At 65.7% G+C, this 17,662-nt stretch carries 15 protein-coding genes and 1 pseudogene; 12 read left to right on the forward strand and 4 right to left on the reverse strand.

Annotated features, from left to right (window positions below):
• Positions 1 to 619: 619 nt before the first annotated feature.
• From OXF11_10575 to OXF11_10585, 3 genes and pseudogenes are all read left to right on the forward strand, one after another.
• Positions 620 to 841: pseudogene (locus OXF11_10575) on the forward strand (DDE-type integrase/transposase/recombinase).
• On the forward strand, positions 828 to 2,279 hold the full coding sequence (locus OXF11_10580; GenBank protein ID MCY4487543.1) for a GMC oxidoreductase: 1,452 nt from the start codon (positions 828 to 830) through the stop codon (positions 2,277 to 2,279). Before OXF11_10575 ends, OXF11_10580 begins: the two are co-directional and overlap by 14 nt.
• Positions 2,280 to 2,427: 148 nt before the next feature.
• The gene (locus OXF11_10585; protein MCY4487544.1) at positions 2,428 to 2,715 is read left to right on the forward strand and encodes a HigA family addiction module antitoxin; all 288 of its coding nucleotides are present in this window, start codon (positions 2,428 to 2,430) and stop codon (positions 2,713 to 2,715) included.
• Positions 2,716 to 2,754: 39 nt separating this feature from the next.
• Here OXF11_10585 and OXF11_10590 read toward each other — a convergent pair whose 3' ends face one another.
• Positions 2,755 to 3,567, reverse strand: a complete 813-nt coding sequence (locus tag OXF11_10590; protein ID MCY4487545.1) for a VOC family protein — start codon at positions 3,565 to 3,567, stop codon at positions 2,755 to 2,757.
• Between the two features lie 213 nt (positions 3,568 to 3,780).
• Here OXF11_10590 and OXF11_10595 point away from each other — a divergent pair, with 213 nt between their 5' ends.
• From OXF11_10595 to OXF11_10610, 4 genes are all read left to right on the forward strand, one after another.
• Positions 3,781 to 4,668, forward strand: coding sequence for a fumarylacetoacetate hydrolase family protein (locus tag OXF11_10595; protein MCY4487546.1), 888 nt, complete (start codon positions 3,781 to 3,783; stop codon positions 4,666 to 4,668).
• Between the two features lie 72 nt (positions 4,669 to 4,740).
• The gene (locus tag OXF11_10600; protein ID MCY4487547.1) at positions 4,741 to 5,721 is read left to right on the forward strand and encodes a tripartite tricarboxylate transporter substrate binding protein; all 981 of its coding nucleotides are present in this window, start codon (positions 4,741 to 4,743) and stop codon (positions 5,719 to 5,721) included.
• Between the two features lie 62 nt (positions 5,722 to 5,783).
• The gene (locus tag OXF11_10605) at positions 5,784 to 6,911 is read left to right on the forward strand and encodes an amidohydrolase family protein (protein ID MCY4487548.1); all 1,128 of its coding nucleotides are present in this window, start codon (positions 5,784 to 5,786) and stop codon (positions 6,909 to 6,911) included.
• A 69-nt stretch (positions 6,912 to 6,980) separates the two neighbouring features.
• Positions 6,981 to 7,748: an SDR family NAD(P)-dependent oxidoreductase gene (locus OXF11_10610; GenBank protein MCY4487549.1), complete on the forward strand. Its 768-nt coding sequence runs from the start codon at positions 6,981 to 6,983 to the stop codon at positions 7,746 to 7,748.
• Between the two features lie 48 nt (positions 7,749 to 7,796).
• Here the strand turns inward: OXF11_10610 and OXF11_10615 are convergent, their stop codons facing one another.
• From OXF11_10615 to OXF11_10625, 3 genes are all read right to left on the reverse strand, one after another.
• Complete coding sequence (locus OXF11_10615; protein ID MCY4487550.1) at positions 7,797 to 8,684, reverse strand: amidohydrolase family protein; 888 nt, start codon at positions 8,682 to 8,684, stop codon at positions 7,797 to 7,799.
• Between the two features lie 415 nt (positions 8,685 to 9,099).
• Positions 9,100 to 9,693: an XRE family transcriptional regulator gene (locus tag OXF11_10620; protein MCY4487551.1), complete on the reverse strand. Its 594-nt coding sequence runs from the start codon at positions 9,691 to 9,693 to the stop codon at positions 9,100 to 9,102.
• A 130-nt stretch (positions 9,694 to 9,823) separates the two neighbouring features.
• The gene (locus OXF11_10625) at positions 9,824 to 10,441 is read right to left on the reverse strand and encodes an XRE family transcriptional regulator (GenBank protein MCY4487552.1); all 618 of its coding nucleotides are present in this window, start codon (positions 10,439 to 10,441) and stop codon (positions 9,824 to 9,826) included.
• A gap of 395 nt (positions 10,442 to 10,836) precedes the next feature.
• Here OXF11_10625 and maiA point away from each other — a divergent pair, with 395 nt between their 5' ends.
• The 5 genes from maiA to OXF11_10650 form a co-directional block, all read left to right on the forward strand.
• Positions 10,837 to 11,478 (forward strand): maleylacetoacetate isomerase, encoded by a 642-nt coding sequence (gene maiA / locus OXF11_10630; protein MCY4487553.1) that lies wholly within the window; start codon positions 10,837 to 10,839, stop codon positions 11,476 to 11,478.
• Positions 11,475 to 12,863, forward strand: a complete 1,389-nt coding sequence (locus OXF11_10635; GenBank protein MCY4487554.1) for an SLC13 family permease — start codon at positions 11,475 to 11,477, stop codon at positions 12,861 to 12,863. Before maiA ends, OXF11_10635 begins: the two co-directional genes overlap by 4 nt.
• Positions 12,860 to 13,591, forward strand: a complete 732-nt coding sequence (locus OXF11_10640) for a sulfite exporter TauE/SafE family protein (protein ID MCY4487555.1) — start codon at positions 12,860 to 12,862, stop codon at positions 13,589 to 13,591. Before OXF11_10635 ends, OXF11_10640 begins: the two co-directional genes overlap by 4 nt.
• 127 nt (positions 13,592 to 13,718) lie before the next feature.
• Positions 13,719 to 15,248 carry an ABC transporter substrate-binding protein gene (locus OXF11_10645; GenBank protein MCY4487556.1) on the forward strand — a complete coding sequence of 510 codons (1,530 nt, stop codon included), beginning with the start codon at positions 13,719 to 13,721 and terminating at the stop codon, positions 15,246 to 15,248.
• Between the two features lie 158 nt (positions 15,249 to 15,406).
• A partial coding sequence (locus OXF11_10650; protein MCY4487557.1) for a hypothetical protein occupies positions 15,407 to 17,662 on the forward strand: 2,256 nt, incomplete at its 3' end.

The following is a 17,662-nucleotide window of genomic DNA, read 5'->3' on the forward strand; positions in this document are numbered from 1 at the left end:
CTATATGCTCAAGGGATTGGCCATCGAGAGGCCCAATCACGCGTGGTGCGCGGACATCGAGCGCCACGAGGCGTTCTTGAACCTTGCGGTGGTGAGAGACCACCGCCGTCAGCCTGTCGCAGCAGGCTGAATGAAGCTGAGGGCAACCCGACCCGAGGGACATCGGTGAAGGACTGCGGCGTAGCCGTGGCGAGGTTGCAGGGGCATAGCTGGGGACCGACCCCGTTGAAGGGTTCGAGAGTGAACGTGGGAACCACTCCGTTGGTCCCTGCCCACACGGTGGGGAAGACCTGTCGCCGGTTGATGCCGGCGGAGTGGGGCGGAGGACCCGTAGTAGTCCGGGCACGGGAAGCCGTGTACATGGCGAAGGGGTCCAGTGTGCTCACGGCTTCAATGCAAAACGAGGAGGACGCTGGTGAATACCGGTGCTTCATGGCTTGGCCCGATCGAGGCGGAGTCACGAGTACTCGCAATGCAGACGAAGCTGAACCGTCAAGCACTTTGACGGTATGAGCACATGGAGAGCCGGATGCGGTGAGAGTCGCACGTCCGGTTCGGAGGGCGGGCCGGAGAAACCCATCGCTCGAAAGACGACAGGGCGCTCCGGTCCGACCCCTACACCTACATCCCCGTCCAGAGGGGCTTCCTGTACCTGGTGGCGGTCATGGACTGGGCTACCCGCCGGGTGCTCTCCTGGAGGCTGTCGAACACCCTCAATGCACGCTTCTGCACGGACGCTCTCTCAGAAGCCCTCCAGCGCCACGGTCGCCCCGAGATCTTCAACACCGACCAGGGCAGCACCAGCCTGGAGTTCACCTCCGTGCTCAATGACTCAGGCGTTGCGCGTCCACGGGCTCGACAACCTGTGGGTGGCCGACGCCTCGATCATGCCCGAGGTAACCCACGCCAACACCAACGCCACGGTCTGCGACCGGGTCTGGTTCGAGAGCCCCTGGGTCGATACGTTCACCGTCGCGCGGCCCATCGACGGCAGCCCGTTCTACCCCTTGGCCGGGAAGATCCTGGGCGGTGGCTCATCGGTCAACGCCATGGGCTGGGTGTGGCCGCTCCGCCACGACCTGGACAGGTGGGTAGCGGCGGGTAATGCCGACTGGTCCTGGGACACGGTTCACGGGTTTCTGAAACGGATCGAGGCGGACCAGGACTTCCCGGACGACCCGGACCACGGCCATGCCGGACCGGTCTACGTCAAACGCCCTTTCGGCCTGGACTCGGACCTCGCCCCGGTGATCCATGCCTATATCGACGGCGCCGCCGAGATGGGCATCCCGGGCCTGCCCGACACCAATCTCCCGGACCCCGTAGGCGTGGGTCCGGGGGTCTGCAACATCAAGGACGGCGTGCGCCAGTCCGCCGTCGTGAGCTATCTGGACCCGGCGCGCGGGCGTCCGAACCTCACCGTCAAGGCGGAGGCGCCGGTGCTCGGGCTGACCCTGTCCGGCAGCCGCGTGACCGGTGTGCGTTACGAAAAGGACGGCCGCGTGCAAACCGACACCGCGGGCCAGGTGGTGATGGCCGCGGGCGCGTACCGCAGCCCGCAGATCCTCATGTTGTCGGGCATCGGCCCGGCCGCGGAGCTGGAACGGCTGGGCATCGCCGTGACCCACGGGCTGGAGGGCGTCGGGAGCAACTTCCAGGACCACGCCACCGTCCACGTGACCTTCGAGGCCAACAGGGAATTCGAAGTGGACTGGACCCTGCCGCGGCTTCGCCTCATGGCGCGGACCCCGGGCGTTGACTACGGAGACTTCAGCGTAACGCTGCGCCCCCCCACCAAGATCGAGGGCGTGGGCTCGCTCCCGCCCCTGTCCCTTCAACTGCTGGAGCAGACCGGCTCCGGACGGATTCGCCTCAACACCCTGGACGCCAGGGATTTTCCCGCCATCGAAACGGGCATGTTGAAGGACCCCAAGGACATCGAGAAGGCGATGGCGGCCATGGAGTTCATCCGTGACCTCGCCCGCACCGGGCCGATGCGAGAGTTCTACGGCGCGATACGCAACCCCGCGCCCGACGAAGATTGGGCGACCTTCGCCCGTTCCACCTACGACAGCTACCACCACGGCTCCGGCACCTGCAGGATGGGACCCGCGGACGACCCCGCCTCGGTGGTGGACCAACGCCTGCGCGTCCACGGATTGGACAACCTGTGGGTGGCCGACGCCTCGGTCATGCCCGAGGTGGTGCGCGCCAACACCAACGCCACGGTGTACGTGATCGGGGAGCGACTGGCGGAATTCTTGAGGAGCGCGGCGTAGGGGACGGCGGGAACCGACGGTGGGGTGCGCTGACGGGCGGGTTTGAAACTTGGTGGTCGCGGACGCCGATCTTCGCCGCGGTATTCTAGCGGGCGACCACCGTTGACTGATGTCGACTACCTGGACTACCACTAGAAAGGCAATGTCCATGCTCATGCACGATCCGCCCCATCCGGGCGCATTCATCCGGCGCCAGTGCCTCGAACCCCTGGGGCTAACGGTGACCGAGGCCGCGAAGGGGCTCGCGGTATCGCGCAACACGCTGTCCCTGCTGCTCAACGGCCGCCTGGGCATATCCCCCGAAATGGCCATCCGGTTGTCGGAGGCCTTCGGCGGCAGCCCCGAGAGCTGGCTGACCCAGCAGATGCAGTACGACCTCTGGCACGCGCAGCATGACCGCAAGCCGGTCGAGGTCAGGAGGTTCGCCACCGCCTGACCGCCGGGCACCGCATTGACGGAGAACCGTGTCGCTCAACTACTCGCTGAGATCCAGCAACACCCCGTCCGGGTCCGCCATGGCGTGCTGGCCGATGACGCAGCCTTCGAGGTCGGCGCGGGTCATGGGGCCGAAGCGGCCGGCGTCGAGGTTGGCGGGGGCGGACTCGGGGGCGGACTCGCTCAGCTCCTCGATTTCCTTCCGCGTCCGCTCCAGGTTCTCGACGCGAAACCCGATGTGGTCCAGCCCCTCGCGCATGCCCCGGTAGAGCGCGTTGTCGCACGGGCGCACCAACAGCTCCACCTGCCCGTCGGTGACACGGAAGCTGCCGTCGGGACCGGGCGCCTCGCCGGCGTCGAGCTCGAAGACCTTGTGGTAGAACTCGGCGACCCGCTCGGGTTGCTTGGAGCGGATGGAGATGTGGCTGACCTGGCGCGGCTGGTCCCAGCCGTCTTCCAGGTAGCCCTCGCGCACCTTGGCGACGCCCTTCTGGGAAATGTCGTACTGGGTGCCGCAGGGGTCGGTGCCGCGAGAAACGGAGAAGGGCACGTGGGGCAGGCTCTTGGCCACCAGCAGCTCCGGGTAGTCGTTGCGCATGCGCTCGAGCACCAGGGGTATCTCCTCCACCTCGAAGCCGAAGTGGTCGAGCCCGGACTGGTTTCCCGGATGCTTCTGCAGCATGGCGAAGCCGATGACGCCGTCGCTGATGTGGCCGCGGTTGGGGTTGTAGTTGCCCTTCTCGTCGGTCATGCCGGTGGTGATCTTCTTCATGCCGAAGATGGTCTGATAGAACCTGGCCATCCGGTCCCAGTTCTCGGTGTTGAGGGCGATGTGCCGGATGCGTGTCTTCATGGTGAACCTCCCGCCCCGGAAATGGTGCGCTCCACGGGACGCCACTGGAATCGAACATTTCGGCACGGGTGTCAAGCGGCGCCCGCCGCGCTCCACGTGCCATTGGTCGCGCTTCCCCGTCGGCGTAGTGTTGCGTGCGGCATATCTCCCCTGTCCCAGCCCTCGTCCGTTGTGGTATAAGGCAACCATTTCCAGCACGGAGGAGTTCGACGCATGAAATTCTGCACCTATGACGCGAGGCAGGCGGGAGTGGTGGTGGACGACAAGGTCTATGCCGTGGGCGCGGCCATGGTGGCGGCCGGTATCCTCAAGGAGGGCTACACCATGGTCCAGGTCATCGAAGCGATGACCGGCAACCCGGACGCCCCGGCCTGTGTCGACGAATGCATCCGGTCCGGCGAGTCAACGCCCCTGGACCAGGTGACCCTGCGCGCGCCCGTCGACAACCCCACGTCACTGTGGGCCGCGGCCGCCAACTACATGGACCACCGAAAGGAGATGGAGTCCCGCATGGGCGGGGGGCACCAGGAGCTGCCGGACAAGGACGACCACATGTCCCAGGACTTCCTGAAGCCGGTGTCGTCCATCATCGGTCCGGGTGGCACCGTGATCATCCCCAAGGTGTCGCACGACGTGGATTTCGAGTGCGAGCTGTGCGTGGTCATCGGCAAGACGGCGCGGAAGGTCACCGAAGAGGACGCCCTGGACTACGTCTTCGGCTACACCATCTGCTGGGACATCAGCCAGCGGGACCCCTGGGGCCGCGGCAAGCAGAACACCCGCAACATCCGCAAGGGTTTCGACACCTTCAGTCCGCAGGGGCCCTGGATCGTCACCGCGGACGAGATTCCGGAGCCGCAGGATCTCAACCTCAGGGCGTGGCACAACGGCGAGCAGGTGATGACCGCCCACACCAGCGACATGATCTGCGGCGTGCGCGACCACATCCGGTTCCTGTCGAACGTGGTGACACTCCGGCCCGGCGACCTCATCACCACCGGAACGCCGGCGGGCGTGCACACGCTGCTGGACGGCGACAAGCTGCGGGGCGAGATCGAGAGGGTCGGCGTGATGGAATTGAACGTCATAGCGGAGGCCTGAAGGGCCTCCGCTATGGTAGCCGAGGTTACCCGAACCCTTCTCGAACGAGGATTTACCGCACGGGAGGTACCCATGAAATCGATCATTGGAGCAGCAACGACCCTTTTGGCCCTGTTGGTGGCGCTCGCCATGGCGACGCCGGTCCAGGCCGAGTTTCCCGACAAGAACCTGAACTGGATCGTGCAGTTTCCGCCGGGCGGCGGTTATGACGCCATGAGCCGCGCGCTGGCGCGCAGCATCAACAAGCAGTTGCCCAAGGGCACCAACGTCATCGTCAAGAACGTAACCGGCGCCGGCGGGCGGCGCGGCGCCGTCAGCCTCTACCGCGCCAAGCCCGACGGCTACACCGTGGGCGTGCTCGACATGCTCGGTCTGGTGACGGCGCAGATCCAGGCCGGCGCCGGCAAGACCATCTACGACCTCGAGAAGTTCGAGTACATCGCGCGCATGGGCAACGAGCCCTACACCATCTTCGTCAGCGGGAAATCGCCCCACAAGACGCTGGACGACCTCAAGAAACTCGACCGGCTGCCCTGGGGGTCGGAGGGAATCGGCTCCGGACGCTGGCTGCCCAGCTTCCTGGCGGCCCGCAGCCTGGGGCTCAAGTTCCAGTTGGTGACGGGCTACCGCGGCACCGGCGATAGCGTGCCCGGCCTGATGCGCGGGGATTTCGTGACCTGGCTCAACCCCAGTGAGCACTCCACCGTGGGGCCGCTGGCGCGCGACGGCAACCTTCGCTGCATCGTCCACCTGGGCGCCAAGCGCTCCTGGGCGTGTCCGGATACGCCCACGGCCAAGGAGCTGGGCATCGACCACATCAACGAGATCGTCCGCTTGGTGGCCATTCCTCCCGGGGTGCCGCGGGACCGCGCCAAGAAGCTGGAGGAGATCGTCGTCAAGGCCATGGACGACCCGGATTACCGCAACTGGGCCAAGTCCAGCGGCACCGCCATCAACCCGGGGGACGCGGCCGCCTCGGTGGCGACGTACAAGAACCTCATGGGCATGGTGAACCGGGAGGCGGACGCCATCCGGGCGGCGCTCAAGAAGTAGCAAAGCCATTCGCGCGGCAAACGCCCGCGCCGGCCGGGCGCGGGCAAAGGACGGAGGTTCCCATGCCCGGCGTCATAGACGCAGATACGCACATATCCGAGTCGACGGGGATGTGGGAGCTCATGGAGCCCTCCATGTACCCCCGCCGGCCGGTGATGACCGAGGTACCCGACGACACCGTGTACGCGGACATCAACGTCCTGTGGCTGATCGACGGCAACGTCTTTCCCAAGCCCGCCGGCCGCGGCGGCTTCCGTTTGGTGACGCCGTCCCGCGCCAAGGGGCAGGTACAGCGCCAGGACGTCCTCATCGCGTGCCGCGAGATCACCGACGTGCCGGCGCGGCTGGCGGACATGGACAGGCTGGGCGTGGACGTGCAGGTCATCTACCCCACCCTGTTCCTGGTCTACCTCACCGACGACGCGGAACTGGAGACCGCCCTGTGCCGCGCCTACAACGACTGGATGGCGGACGTCTGGTCCAAGTCCGGGGGGCGGCTCCGCTGGGTGGTGGTGCCGCCGCTCCACTCCATGGACGCCTCGCTGGAGGAGATGCGCAAGGGCAAGGCCACCGGCGCGGCGGGCGTCACCTTGCGCGGCCTGGAGAGCGACCGGAGCATCGCGGAGCCGTACTTCTTTCCGCTGTATGAGGAAGCCGAGAAGCTCGACCTGCCCATCTGCATCCACACCGGGTCGGGCTCCCGTACCCTGCTCAACCTTTTCGACCTGGCCGTCAGCTCGGTGTTCGCCAACCAGGTCATCCTGCCGCTGTTCGCGTTCCGCGACATCGTCGCCAACCACCTGCCGGCGCGCTACCCCGGCCTGCGCTTCGGCTTCATCGAGGCCAAGGCGAGCTGGATACCCTACCTGCTGCACGTGCTCCGGCGCGAGTCCCGGGCCGCGGTCGCGGGCGGTCGAAAGGGCATCCAGCGACCCCGGTGGAAGCACGAGACCCACGTGGAGCTGTTCCAGGATTATCGCATCTACGTCGCCTGCGAGGCGGACGAAGACCTGTCCTACCTGCTCAACTACACCGGCGAGGACAACCTCCTCATCGGCTCGGACTACGGCCACACCGACCCGGCCAACGAACCGCGCATGGTGGACGTCATGCGCCAGCGCGACGACCTCCCGGCGGGCGTCATCGAGAAGATCCTGGTGGACAACCCGAAGGCGTTCTACGGCCTCTGACGCGGCGGTCCGACCGGCGAAGCCGGTTGTGGCGCAACGCGCGCCACTTCCAGTCGGAGATGACCCCACATGTACTCTCTCGAAGGACACAGTGCCATCATCACCGGCGGCGCCAGCGGCATCGGTCTCGCCACCGTCCGGCTGCTGGCGGAAGCCGGCGCCAACGTCGTCATCGCCGACATCAATGAAGAGGCCGGCGCGCGAATGGTGGAGGAACTGACGGGAAAAGGCGTGGGTGCGCTGTTCGTCAGGACCGACGTCACGCAGGGCGACGACGTGGACGCGCTGATCCGCGCCACCACGGCCCGGTTCGGCTCGCTGCAGATCGTGATGCCGTTCGCCGGCATCGGCCTCGAGAAGCTCGCTCTGGAAACCACCCGCGAGGAATGGGACCGCATGATCGCCATCAACCTCACCGGCAGTTTCCTGGTGATGCAGGCGGCGGGCACGGTCATGGCGGAGGCGGGTTACGGCCGCATCGTGGCCATGGCGTCCGTCTCCGGCATGCGCGGCGGCACCGGGCGCACCGCCTACGGCGCCACCAAGGGCGCCATGATCACCATGACCCGCGTCATGGCCCTGGAGTTGGCCGAAACCGGAGTGACCGTGAACGCGCTGGCGCCGGGCCCGGTGGACACCGCGCTGACCCGGAAGATGTACGACGACGAGACTCGCCGGGCCTATGACCGGGCCATTCCCATGCGTCGTTTCGCCATGCCGGAAGAAGTGGCGCACGCGGCGCTGTTTCTGGCCCTGCCGCAGTCCGGCTACATCACCGGCATCACCCTTCCGGTGGACGGCGGCTTCTCCTCGAGCGGCGTCATCAAGCGGAGTTGAACGGCCCGGGAAACGAGGCCGGAAGAAGTTCCGCGCGCCCTGACGGGGTCAGAGCTTGTAGAAAGCGAGGCCGTTCTCGCGCAGGATCTTCCGCTTGACGGCCTCGGAGACGTCGGTCCGTTCGCGCATCTCTTCGATGCCCGTCTCGCGCGCCTCGGCATGGGGGATGTCGCCTTCGATGAGGATCTGGTCCTCCCCTACCATCTCGATCACCTGGGGCAGCAGCGGCTCCTCCGCCTCGCAGGTGACGTAGACCCGGCCTTCCTTGAGATATTCGCTGGGCGGCTTCTTCGAACGGTTTCCCAGCATCGAGACCACCGGATGGTAGTGGTCCATCCGTCCCACCATGTAGGGGATCCACTCGGAGCCGGCCTCCAGGAAGGCCACCCGCAGCTTGGGGAAGCGGTCCAGCACGCCGCCGCCCAGGATGCTGAAGAAGCCCATGAGCACGGGCAGCGTGAAGCTCAGGATCAACGCGGCGTAGGGGTCCTCGCAGGTCTGGGTCAGGCCCGGAGCGCTCCAGCCGGTGTGGATGCACACCGGCAGGTCCGCCTCGCAGGCCGCCGCGTAGAACGGCGAAAGGTCGGGGTGGTGCAGCAGGGTCTGGCCCGCGGTGCCGCCGATCATCAGTCCCACGGCGCCCATCTCCCGGGCGCGCCGAACTTCCGCGACGCACGCTTCGCGGTCGCGCATGGGAATGACCGCGGCCCACTTGAGCCGGTCCGGGCGCTCGCCGCAGCGCTGCGCGATCCAGGTGTTGTAGCTGCGCATCAGCGCGGCTTCCAGGCGCGGGTCCTCGGTGAGCCGATGGAAGAGAATCGACGAATAGATCACCTGGATGTCGATGCCGAAGGCGTCCAGGTCCCTGATCCGGGCGTCGATGTCGGTCATGCCCTGGCTGCCGATGTCGAAGATCTTGTCCCGGGCGAACTTCATCTCCAGCGGGGTGCCGCTGAAGGTCGTGCCGGACCCCCAAAAGCCGGGGGTGGATCTGACCGTCGATCAGCCACCACGCGTCGATGTGCGCGTGGGTGGCCAAGCCCTCCCCCTGGACCACGATGGGCCTCCGGTGCCGAAACTCGTCATCCAGGAAATCCCAGGTCTCCGGCACTTCCATGACGTGCGAATCCGCGTCGACGACATCGATGGCGCGCATTGTGTGTCCTCCGCGTGTGTTCTATCCCCAATTCCCGAGGGGACGGCTTCACGGGGCACTATCGGCCAGATGCACCGCTGCTGTCAACGGCGCATCCCCAATGAGGGGTCGGCTTGCGTTTGCAGGGCTTTGCAGGGAAGGGAGGCACCCGGCAAGGCTCGCGGTGCCTGGTGGGACGTTGTGAGGAACGTCGATTCAGTTGCCCTCGCGTGGGGGCTTTCCAGCGTCACAGACGGCCAGCACCATTGCATCGTCGTCGCCCCCCGCCGCGAAACCGTGGGGTATGCGCCCGTCGAAATGCACCGACTCCCCGGTTTGCAGGAGAATGGCGCTGTAGGGTTCCATGTAGAATTTCAGAGGGCCGTTGACCACGTAGACGAACGCCTCCCCGGCGCGGCCGCGCAGGACCGTCGGCTCGTGGGACTCCTTGGCCACGCGGAGCAACATCGGCTGAAGGGCCTTTTGAGCCAACTCTCCGCTCAGCAGACAGTATTGGTCCCGGGCCTCCTCGTACCGAATCCCGTCACCCTCCCGGTTCACGGCCCGCGAGCCATGCGCGAAGTTGGCGAAGCTCCCGCCCCTCAACAGTTCCGACAGATCCAGTCCGATGCCCTCGCACAAACGGATCAGCACATCGAAGTTCGGCGAGGTCTGGTTATTCTCTATCTTGGACAAGGTGGAGACCGCGATCCCCGTCCTCTCCGCAACCGCCGCAAGCGTCCAGTCGTTCTCCCGCCTGATACGCCGAAGCAGCTTACTGAGTTGACTGGCCCGTTCTACCCTCGACATTGCCTTGACCATCTCTCCGCGAGTTCCATCCCGGCGGTGGCGCGTCCCCGCTGGTCTCGATCGCTACTATGGAAAAATCCTATTTGTCGAAACAAATACGCCTTTTGTTGGTGTTATTTTCCTTTACGTTCTAGGTCGCCAAATCCTGCGCCACGTATTTCTTTTCCGTCAACACGACGTCCGATTGCGAAACCACGAGCACCAACGCGTCCCCTTCCCCTTCCGCGACGGTCGCATGAAGCATGCGTGCGTCGAAATGCACGGATTCCCCGGTCTTCAAGACGATCGCACGATAAGGCTCCATGAAGAACCTCACGGAACCGCAAAGCACGTAGACAAACTCCTCGCCCGTGTGCGCCGCTACCATGGTCGGTGCATCGTCCCCCTTCGGCACCCGGATCAACCTGGGCATCAGGGTTTTCTTCGACAATTCACTGCTGAGCACAAGGCACTCGCCGTGTAGCGAGTCGTAGCGGACTCCCTCTCCCAGCCGGTTTACCGTCCTGGAGCCGTTGGGGAACGCGGAGATCGCTCCCGCCTCGAACAGTTCGGCCAAATTCATTTCGAGACCTTCACACAGGCGGACAAGGACGTCGAAATTCGGCGAGGTCTGGTTCTTTTCGATCTTCGAGAGGGTGGAAACCGCTACACCGGTCTTCGCGCTCACGGTCGCAAGTGTCCAACCGTTTTCTCGCCGGAGGCGGTGCAAGGCCTGACCAATATCGTGGGAGCGTCGTGTTCCGGGCATCGTTCCTGCAGTCGGTTTCAAGGTTGGTAAGTGAAACCGCAGCGCTCTATATCTTTATAAGAACATATAACGTTGGTCGAATCAAGTCTCCTTCTTCGCAAACGCCACTTGGCCGTCAACACCGTGTCGTGGAGGGGAGGACTCGTATTGGTGCATAATCGATATCAGTCACATTCAACCCGGTCATGCCGTTTCATAAAAGAAAGGAAATGACAACGGGCCGGTGCCGTGATCCGGAGGAGAAACCAGGGCCGCTCGGGACCCGCGGGGCGCTGGCACCGTGAACCTCCTCGCGCTAGACTTTCCGGATTCAAGGACGGCCGGCGCCCTGTCGCGCCCCGGCGACGGTGAGGTGAGGGAGACGGCAGTCGGCGTCGGCGGACATCGGAGGGAACATGCAACTCTACGGCTACTTCAGGAGCTCGGCGTCATACCGGGTGCGCATCGCCCTGGCGCTCAAGGGCCTGGACTACGACCTTCAACCCGTCCATCTGCGCCGGGGGGAACAGCAGGCGCCGGACTACGTGGCGCGAAATCCCCAGGGTCTGGTCCCGGCGCTGGTGCACGATGAAGCGGTGCTCACGCAGTCCCTCGCCATCATGGAGTATCTGGACGAGCGGTTCCCGGAGCCCGCGTTGCTTCCCGGGACGCCCGCGGACCGGGCTTGGGTGCGGGCGCTGGCGCAGGTGGTGGCCTGCGACATCCATCCGATCAACAACCTGCGCGTGCTGCAGTATCTGGAGAAACACCTGAGCCTGGGCGCGGACGCCCAGGCGGCGTGGGCGCGCCGGTGGATCGAGGACGGTTTCGCGGCCATGGAGGCGATGTTGAAGAAGAGCGATTCGCGTATGGGGGAGCACTGCTTCGGAGACGCCCCGACACTGGCCGACGTCTGCCTGGTGCCGCAGATCTTCAACTCGCAACGCTTCGCCGTGGACATGGGGCAATATTCCACCCTGGCGCGGATTCACGAGAACTGCATGCGCCTTCCCGCGTTCAAGGACCAGGCTCCCGAACGGCAACCCGACGCCGAATGACTCTCGCGCTGTCACCGGCGCGTCTGTTGGCGGCTGCCGCCTGCGTAGCGGGCCTGGCGCTGGCGCTAGCGCCGACGCCCGCCGGACTGCCCGCGGAGGTCCTTCCCACGGCCGGAGTCATGGTGGTGTGCGTGGGCCTCTGGGCCACGGCCGTCATCCCCGAATACCTCACCGCGGTCATCTTCTGCTTCCTGGCGGTGACCGTCGCCGGCGCGCCGCGGGACGCGGTCTTCGCCGGTTTCTCCTCCACCGCGGGATGGCTGGTGTTCGGCGGCCTGATCATCGCCGCGGCGGTGCAGACCACCGGCCTCGGGGCGCACATCGCCACCGCCGCGGTGACATACTTCGGCCGGTCCTATCGCGCGTTCCTGTGCCGCATCGTCCTCACCGCCGGACTCCTGGGCTTCATCATGCCCTCGAACATGAGCCGCGTACTGGTCATGCTGCCGATCTTTCTCAGCATCGGCGAGCGCCTCGGGTTCGAGCGCGGCAGCACCGGGCGCACCGGCGTGACCCTGGCGGTGGCCGCGGGCAGCATCTTCCCGAGCTTCGGCATCCTCACCGCCGCCGTACCCAACGTCGTCTTGCTGGGGGCGGCCGAAAGCATTTACGGGATACACATCACCTACGGCGAGTATTTCCTGATGCACTTTCCGGTCATCAGCATCGTCAACCTCGTGGCCCTGCCCTTCCTCATCGCCGCGCTGTTCCCGGCCGAGGTGCGCGTGTTGGAGACGCCGGACGCGCGCACCCCCTGGACGGGCCCCGAGCGCAAGCTGCTGCTGATCCTGACGGTGGCCCTGGCCCTGTGGGTCACCGACCACTGGCACCGGGTGTCACCGGCGTGGATCGCCCTGGGAGCCGGCATCCTGTGTCTCTTGCCGCGGCTCGGATGCATGCCGCCCGAGTCCCTCTCCGGCAAGGTCAACCTCGGACCCTGGCTCTTCATCTGCGGCATCGTCGGCCTGGGGTCGGTGGCGGTGCACAGTGGATTGGGGGATCTGCTGGCGGGCTGGCTGCTGGACAAGCTCCCCATGGAGCCGGGCCGCGATTTCTTCAACTTCGCCGCCATGAGTGCCGTGGGAATGCTCATCAGCATCGCCGCCACGGCTCCGGCCGAACCGGTGGTCGCGGCCGCCCTGGCCAAGGACATCAGCGCCGTCACCGGCTGGCCGGTGGCCACGGTACTTCTGACCCAGACCGTCAACTGGTCCATGGTGCCCTTTCCCTACGAGCTGCCGCCCATGGTGGTGGCGGCGCGCATCAGCGGCATGCCGGTAGTTCGGGCCACACGGCTCTTGCTGTGCTTGACACTGCTGGCCTGGACCGTGACGCTGCCGCTCCAGTTCGTCTGGCTGCGGCATCTGGGATATTTCGCGGGGTGACCGTCGTGGGATGGGAGACCGGACTCTACGTTTTCACCGTGGTGCTGTTGGCCGCGAGCCTCCAGGGCATCACCGGGGCCGGCATGATGATCCTCTCGGTGCCCCCGCTGCTGGTGGCGTTGCCGGCCATAGTGGTGGTTCCGAGCATGGTCCTGGTGTACCTGCCCCTGGGCCTGGCCCAACTCATCCAGCTCCGCCGGGACGTCGATTGGCGGCGCCTCGCGATCCTCTTCGTCAGCTCCGCCCTGATGGTCCCTTTTGGCGCGATGGTCCTGAAGGAAGTCGACACGTTGACGTTGCAACGCGGGATCGGTGCGCTGATGATCGTCCTGGTGCTGCTGCTTCAGATCAAGCCCGGGCCGCCGTTCGCGCGGGAGGCGCCCGCGTGCGCGGCCGTGGGCCTCCTGGCCGGCTTCCTCGCGGCCAGCACCACCGTGGCCGGACCGCCGCTGGTGCTGCTGGGGCTGAAGCAACGTTGGGAACCGGCGGTGTTTCGCGCCACCGCCATCGCCTATTTCTTCACCATCTCCGCGTTCTCGCTGCCGTTCTACTGGGAGATGGACCTGCTCACGCCTGTCACGCGGCAGTTCTCCCTCTACGGCCTGCCCGCCGTAGCCGTGGGATACTTCACCGCAACCTGGCTCCGCGCACGGGTGTCGGTGACGGCATTCCGCCGGCTCGCCACCGCGGTGGTTGTCACTGGCGGCTTGTCGGCCATTCTCTTCTAGTGTCCCAGTGTCGTGTCTGGTTCGGAAACGGAGTTGACAACCCTCCACCGCGTTGATAGAAGCGCGAGAATCACGAGGCAGGACGCCAACATTGTAAAGGATCAACCGAATCGGAAGGGAGACGCATATGCGAAAACACTGGAGAACCACGTTTCTGGCGCTGTTCGTCGCAACGCTTGCCCTGAGCCTCGCCGCCAACTCGGCGTGGGCGCAGAAGACCCGGGTCACCATTGGGGCCACCGAGACCATGGAGACCTTCAACCCGTACGGCGACAGCGTGGCGTTGCTCTACGGCATCTACACCGAGCTGGCCGGCCCCCTGTGCAAGTACAACTGGAACGACGGCAAATGGGAGCCGCGGCTGGCCAAGAGCTGGAAGGTTGTGGATCCCAACACCTGGGTGTTCGAGTTGGACCAGCGCTACACGTTCAACGACGGCAGCCCGGTGACGGCCCACGACATCGTGCACTCCATCTGGCGCATCTTCAACGATCCCCAGAGCAAGCAGAAGGCATCCGTGGCCCGTCCGGTCAAGGAAGTCAAGGCACTCGGCGACTTCAGCGTGCAGGTCACCACCCACAAGCCCACCGCGCCGCTGCTGGACTTCCTCTGTGACGGCCTGATCATCACCAGCAAGGCGGTCTACGACAAGTACGGCGCGGCGGAGGCCGACCGGAAACACCACCTGGGCGGCGGCCCCTACGAGCTGGTGGAACTGGTGCAGGGACAGCGCATGGTCATCAGGAAGCGGCCCGATCACCCGGCCATGTCGAGGAATCCCAACGCGCCGGACGAAGTCGTGTTCCGCGTCATGCGCGAGACCGAGCAGCGGGTGGCGGCCCTCATGAACAACGAGGTGCAGGTCGCGCAGCTCATCCCGCCGCATCTGATGAAGACGGTGGAGGGCTCTCCGAAACACAAGATCGTGAAGATCCAATCCCTCGTGCTCATGTTCCTGGCCATGCAGCCCAAGCCGCCCTTCGACAAGAAGGAAGTGCGGCAGGCGGTGTGCTACGCCATCGACCGGGACAAGATCATCAGGACCCTGCTGCAGGGACAGGCGAAGAGGCTCGACGGGCCTTTGGGTCCCGGCCAGTTGGGATACAACCCGAACCTGAAGACCCGTTACACCTACGACCCCGACAAGGCGCGTGAGCTGCTGGCCAAGGCCGGCTACCCCGACGGCGGCGTCGAGGTGGAGCTGCAGACCCCTGTCGGCCGCTACATCCTGGACAAGCAGGTGACCGAGTCCATGATCCCGATGCTCAACGCGGTGGGCTTCAAGGCCAAGCTGCGGACGCCGGAGTGGCCCACCCTCTGGGCAAACGTCCAGGTGGGCAAGGTGCCGTTCTTCTACATGGGCCGTGGCGGCGTTCTCGATCCGAGCTCGGCATTCCACCAGTACTTCAGAAAGGGCGGCTCGCCGCGGATCGGCTTTTCCCATCCCGACATCGACGCAGCCCTTGACAAGGAACAGCAGGAGTTCGATCCGGAGAAGCGCAACGAGTACCTCACCCAGGCCATGGAGTTGATCACCGATATGGCCCCCGCCTGCTTCCAGTGGCGGCACGAGTTCCTGTGGGGCATGTCGAAAGACATCGACTATCAGCCTCCGGCTGACTCCCGCATCTACGGGATGGACATATCCGTGAAGTAGCCGTACAGGTTCCTCAAGCGAAAAAAGGCATGCTTCCAAATCGGGAGCATGCCTTTTTTACGCCTCAAGAGTGCAAGAAATGCCTTGTTCGGGGATATCTTTATATGTGATAAAAATTTCTGCTCCTTACGACAATTAGGGTGGTATAATACGCGACAATGGCTGAATTGCCCTTCTTTCCCCTCCTTGACCCACCGGGAGAGGCCGGCTTCCACCGCGGGATGGCCGCGGGCACCGGGGCCGGATGTGACGCGGCGGAGCGGATGTCGCCGTCGTGCGTGACCACCCGCCTCAGGATCGGACGGCGAGCGCGATGCCCGCGGGAGCACGGCCGGACATGGGTTCTTTTTCCGGTCATTGCCACTCTGCTCGCGGCGTTCCTGTTCGCCGGTGTCGCGTGGGCCCAGACCACCCCGGGCCTGAGCGTCGCGGACGTGACCGTAAGCGAGTCGGCCGGCAACGCCACGTTCACCGTGACACTGACCGAGACGGCGGCCGTGGACGTGACCGCGGACTACGCGACGTCCTCGTCCGCGGACGCCACCGCGGCCACGGTCGGGGCCGACTTCACGGCCTCCAGCGGCTCCGTGACGATAGCCGCGGGCCAGACCGAGGCCACCTTCATGGTTCCGGTCCTTTCCGACATCATAGACGAACAGAACGAGACCTTCACGGTGACCCTTAGCGGAGCCGCGCCGAGCGGCACGGTGACCATCTCGGACGCCACGGCCACGGGGACCATCACGGACGACGACGACGCGCCGGTGCCGACGGTTTCGGTGGATACGCCCATCGCGGAGGCGGGCGGGACCTCGACGATCACGGTGAGCACGGGCACGGGGTCGACCTACGAGACGGCGCGGACGGTGACGCTGGAAGTGGCCGGGACGGCCACGGGAGGGGGGACGGACTACACGATCTCGCCGTCGTCGTTGACGCTGACGCTGCCGGCGGGGGTGGGTACGGCGACCTCCACGGTGACGGCGACGGTGACGGGTGAGGACGACACCATGGACGACGACGCGGAGACGATCGAGGTCACGGCGCGCATAGGCACGACCCCCAGCAACACGGGGACGATCACGATCACGGACGACGACGCGGTGCCGCAACTGGCGATCGCGGTGAACCCCGCCACCATCGCGACGGAGGCGGGTGGCACGTCGACGGTGACGGTGAGGACCACGGGCGCGTCCACGTTCGGTACGGACCAGACCATCACCCTGGTGCTGTCGGGCACGGCGGGGGAAGAGGCGGCGGGGGTCTACGGCGACTACACCATCGGCGCGAAATCGCTGGTTCTGCCGGCGGGCTCCGGCACGGTGACGACGACGGTGACGTCGAAGCATGACATCATCGACGACAACGCGGACGGCGACGCCAATGACCAGCCCGAGACCATCGTCATTGACGCCAGCAACGGAGGTTCCGCCGTCGGCTCGGCGACGATCGCGATCACCGATGACGATGATCTGCCGACGCTTCGGGTTCGATTTGCTGGAGCCACGTCCGGGGAGGGCGTCGGAGACCCGCAGTTGACGCTTGATAACGGCACGGGCAGCACCTTCGCGGAGAACCAAACCATAACCCTGACCTATGGGGGGACAGCCGATCGGAACGTCGACTACACCTCCGACGGGAGCGTGGTTTTTCCGGCCGGGGAGTCGACGGCCAGCCGGTCCGTGGACGTGAATTTCAGCGTGTTGCAGGACAAGATACACGAAGGGGACGAGACCGTGGTCCTCGGGATCGAAGGGACGCCGACGACGTATTCAGTGGACCTCTCCAGCGGCCAACTCACCATCACGGACGACGACCCGGCGCCCCAACTCGAGTTCACCGTGTCACCGGCGAGCATCACCGAGCGGGGGGGCACGTCGCTGTTGACCATCGGCACGGGGAGCGGCTCGACGTACGAGGGGGACGAAGAGATCACGTTCACGCTGGCGGGGGGGAGCACGGGGGAGTCCGCGGACTACAGGATTTCACCGTCGCCGCCGCTGACCCTGCCGGCGGGCATGGGGACGACGGCCTCGACGGTGACGGCGCAGCTCACGGCGGTGGCCGACACGACGCCGGAGGACGAGACGCTGGTGCTGGTGGCGATGCGCGGCACGGAGACCATCGGCACCCGGACGGTGACCCTGACGAAGCCGACGCTGAGCATCGCGGATGCGACGGCGACGGAAACGGACGCGTCGGGGACCATGAACTTCACGGTGACCCTGAGCGAGGAGGTGAACGAGCAGGTCACGGTCGACTACGCCACGGCGAGCACGGGGGCGACGGCGACGGCGGGCGCCGACTACACGGCGGCGACTGGAACGGTGACGTTCGCGGCGAACGCCACCACGGCGAGCTTCGCGGTGACGGTGCTGGGAGACAACATCGACGAGAGCGACCAGGAGACGTTC

The organism is Deltaproteobacteria bacterium (assembly GCA_026712905.1).
Taxonomy (GTDB): Bacteria; Desulfobacterota; Binatia; order UBA9968; family JAJDTQ01; genus JAJDTQ01.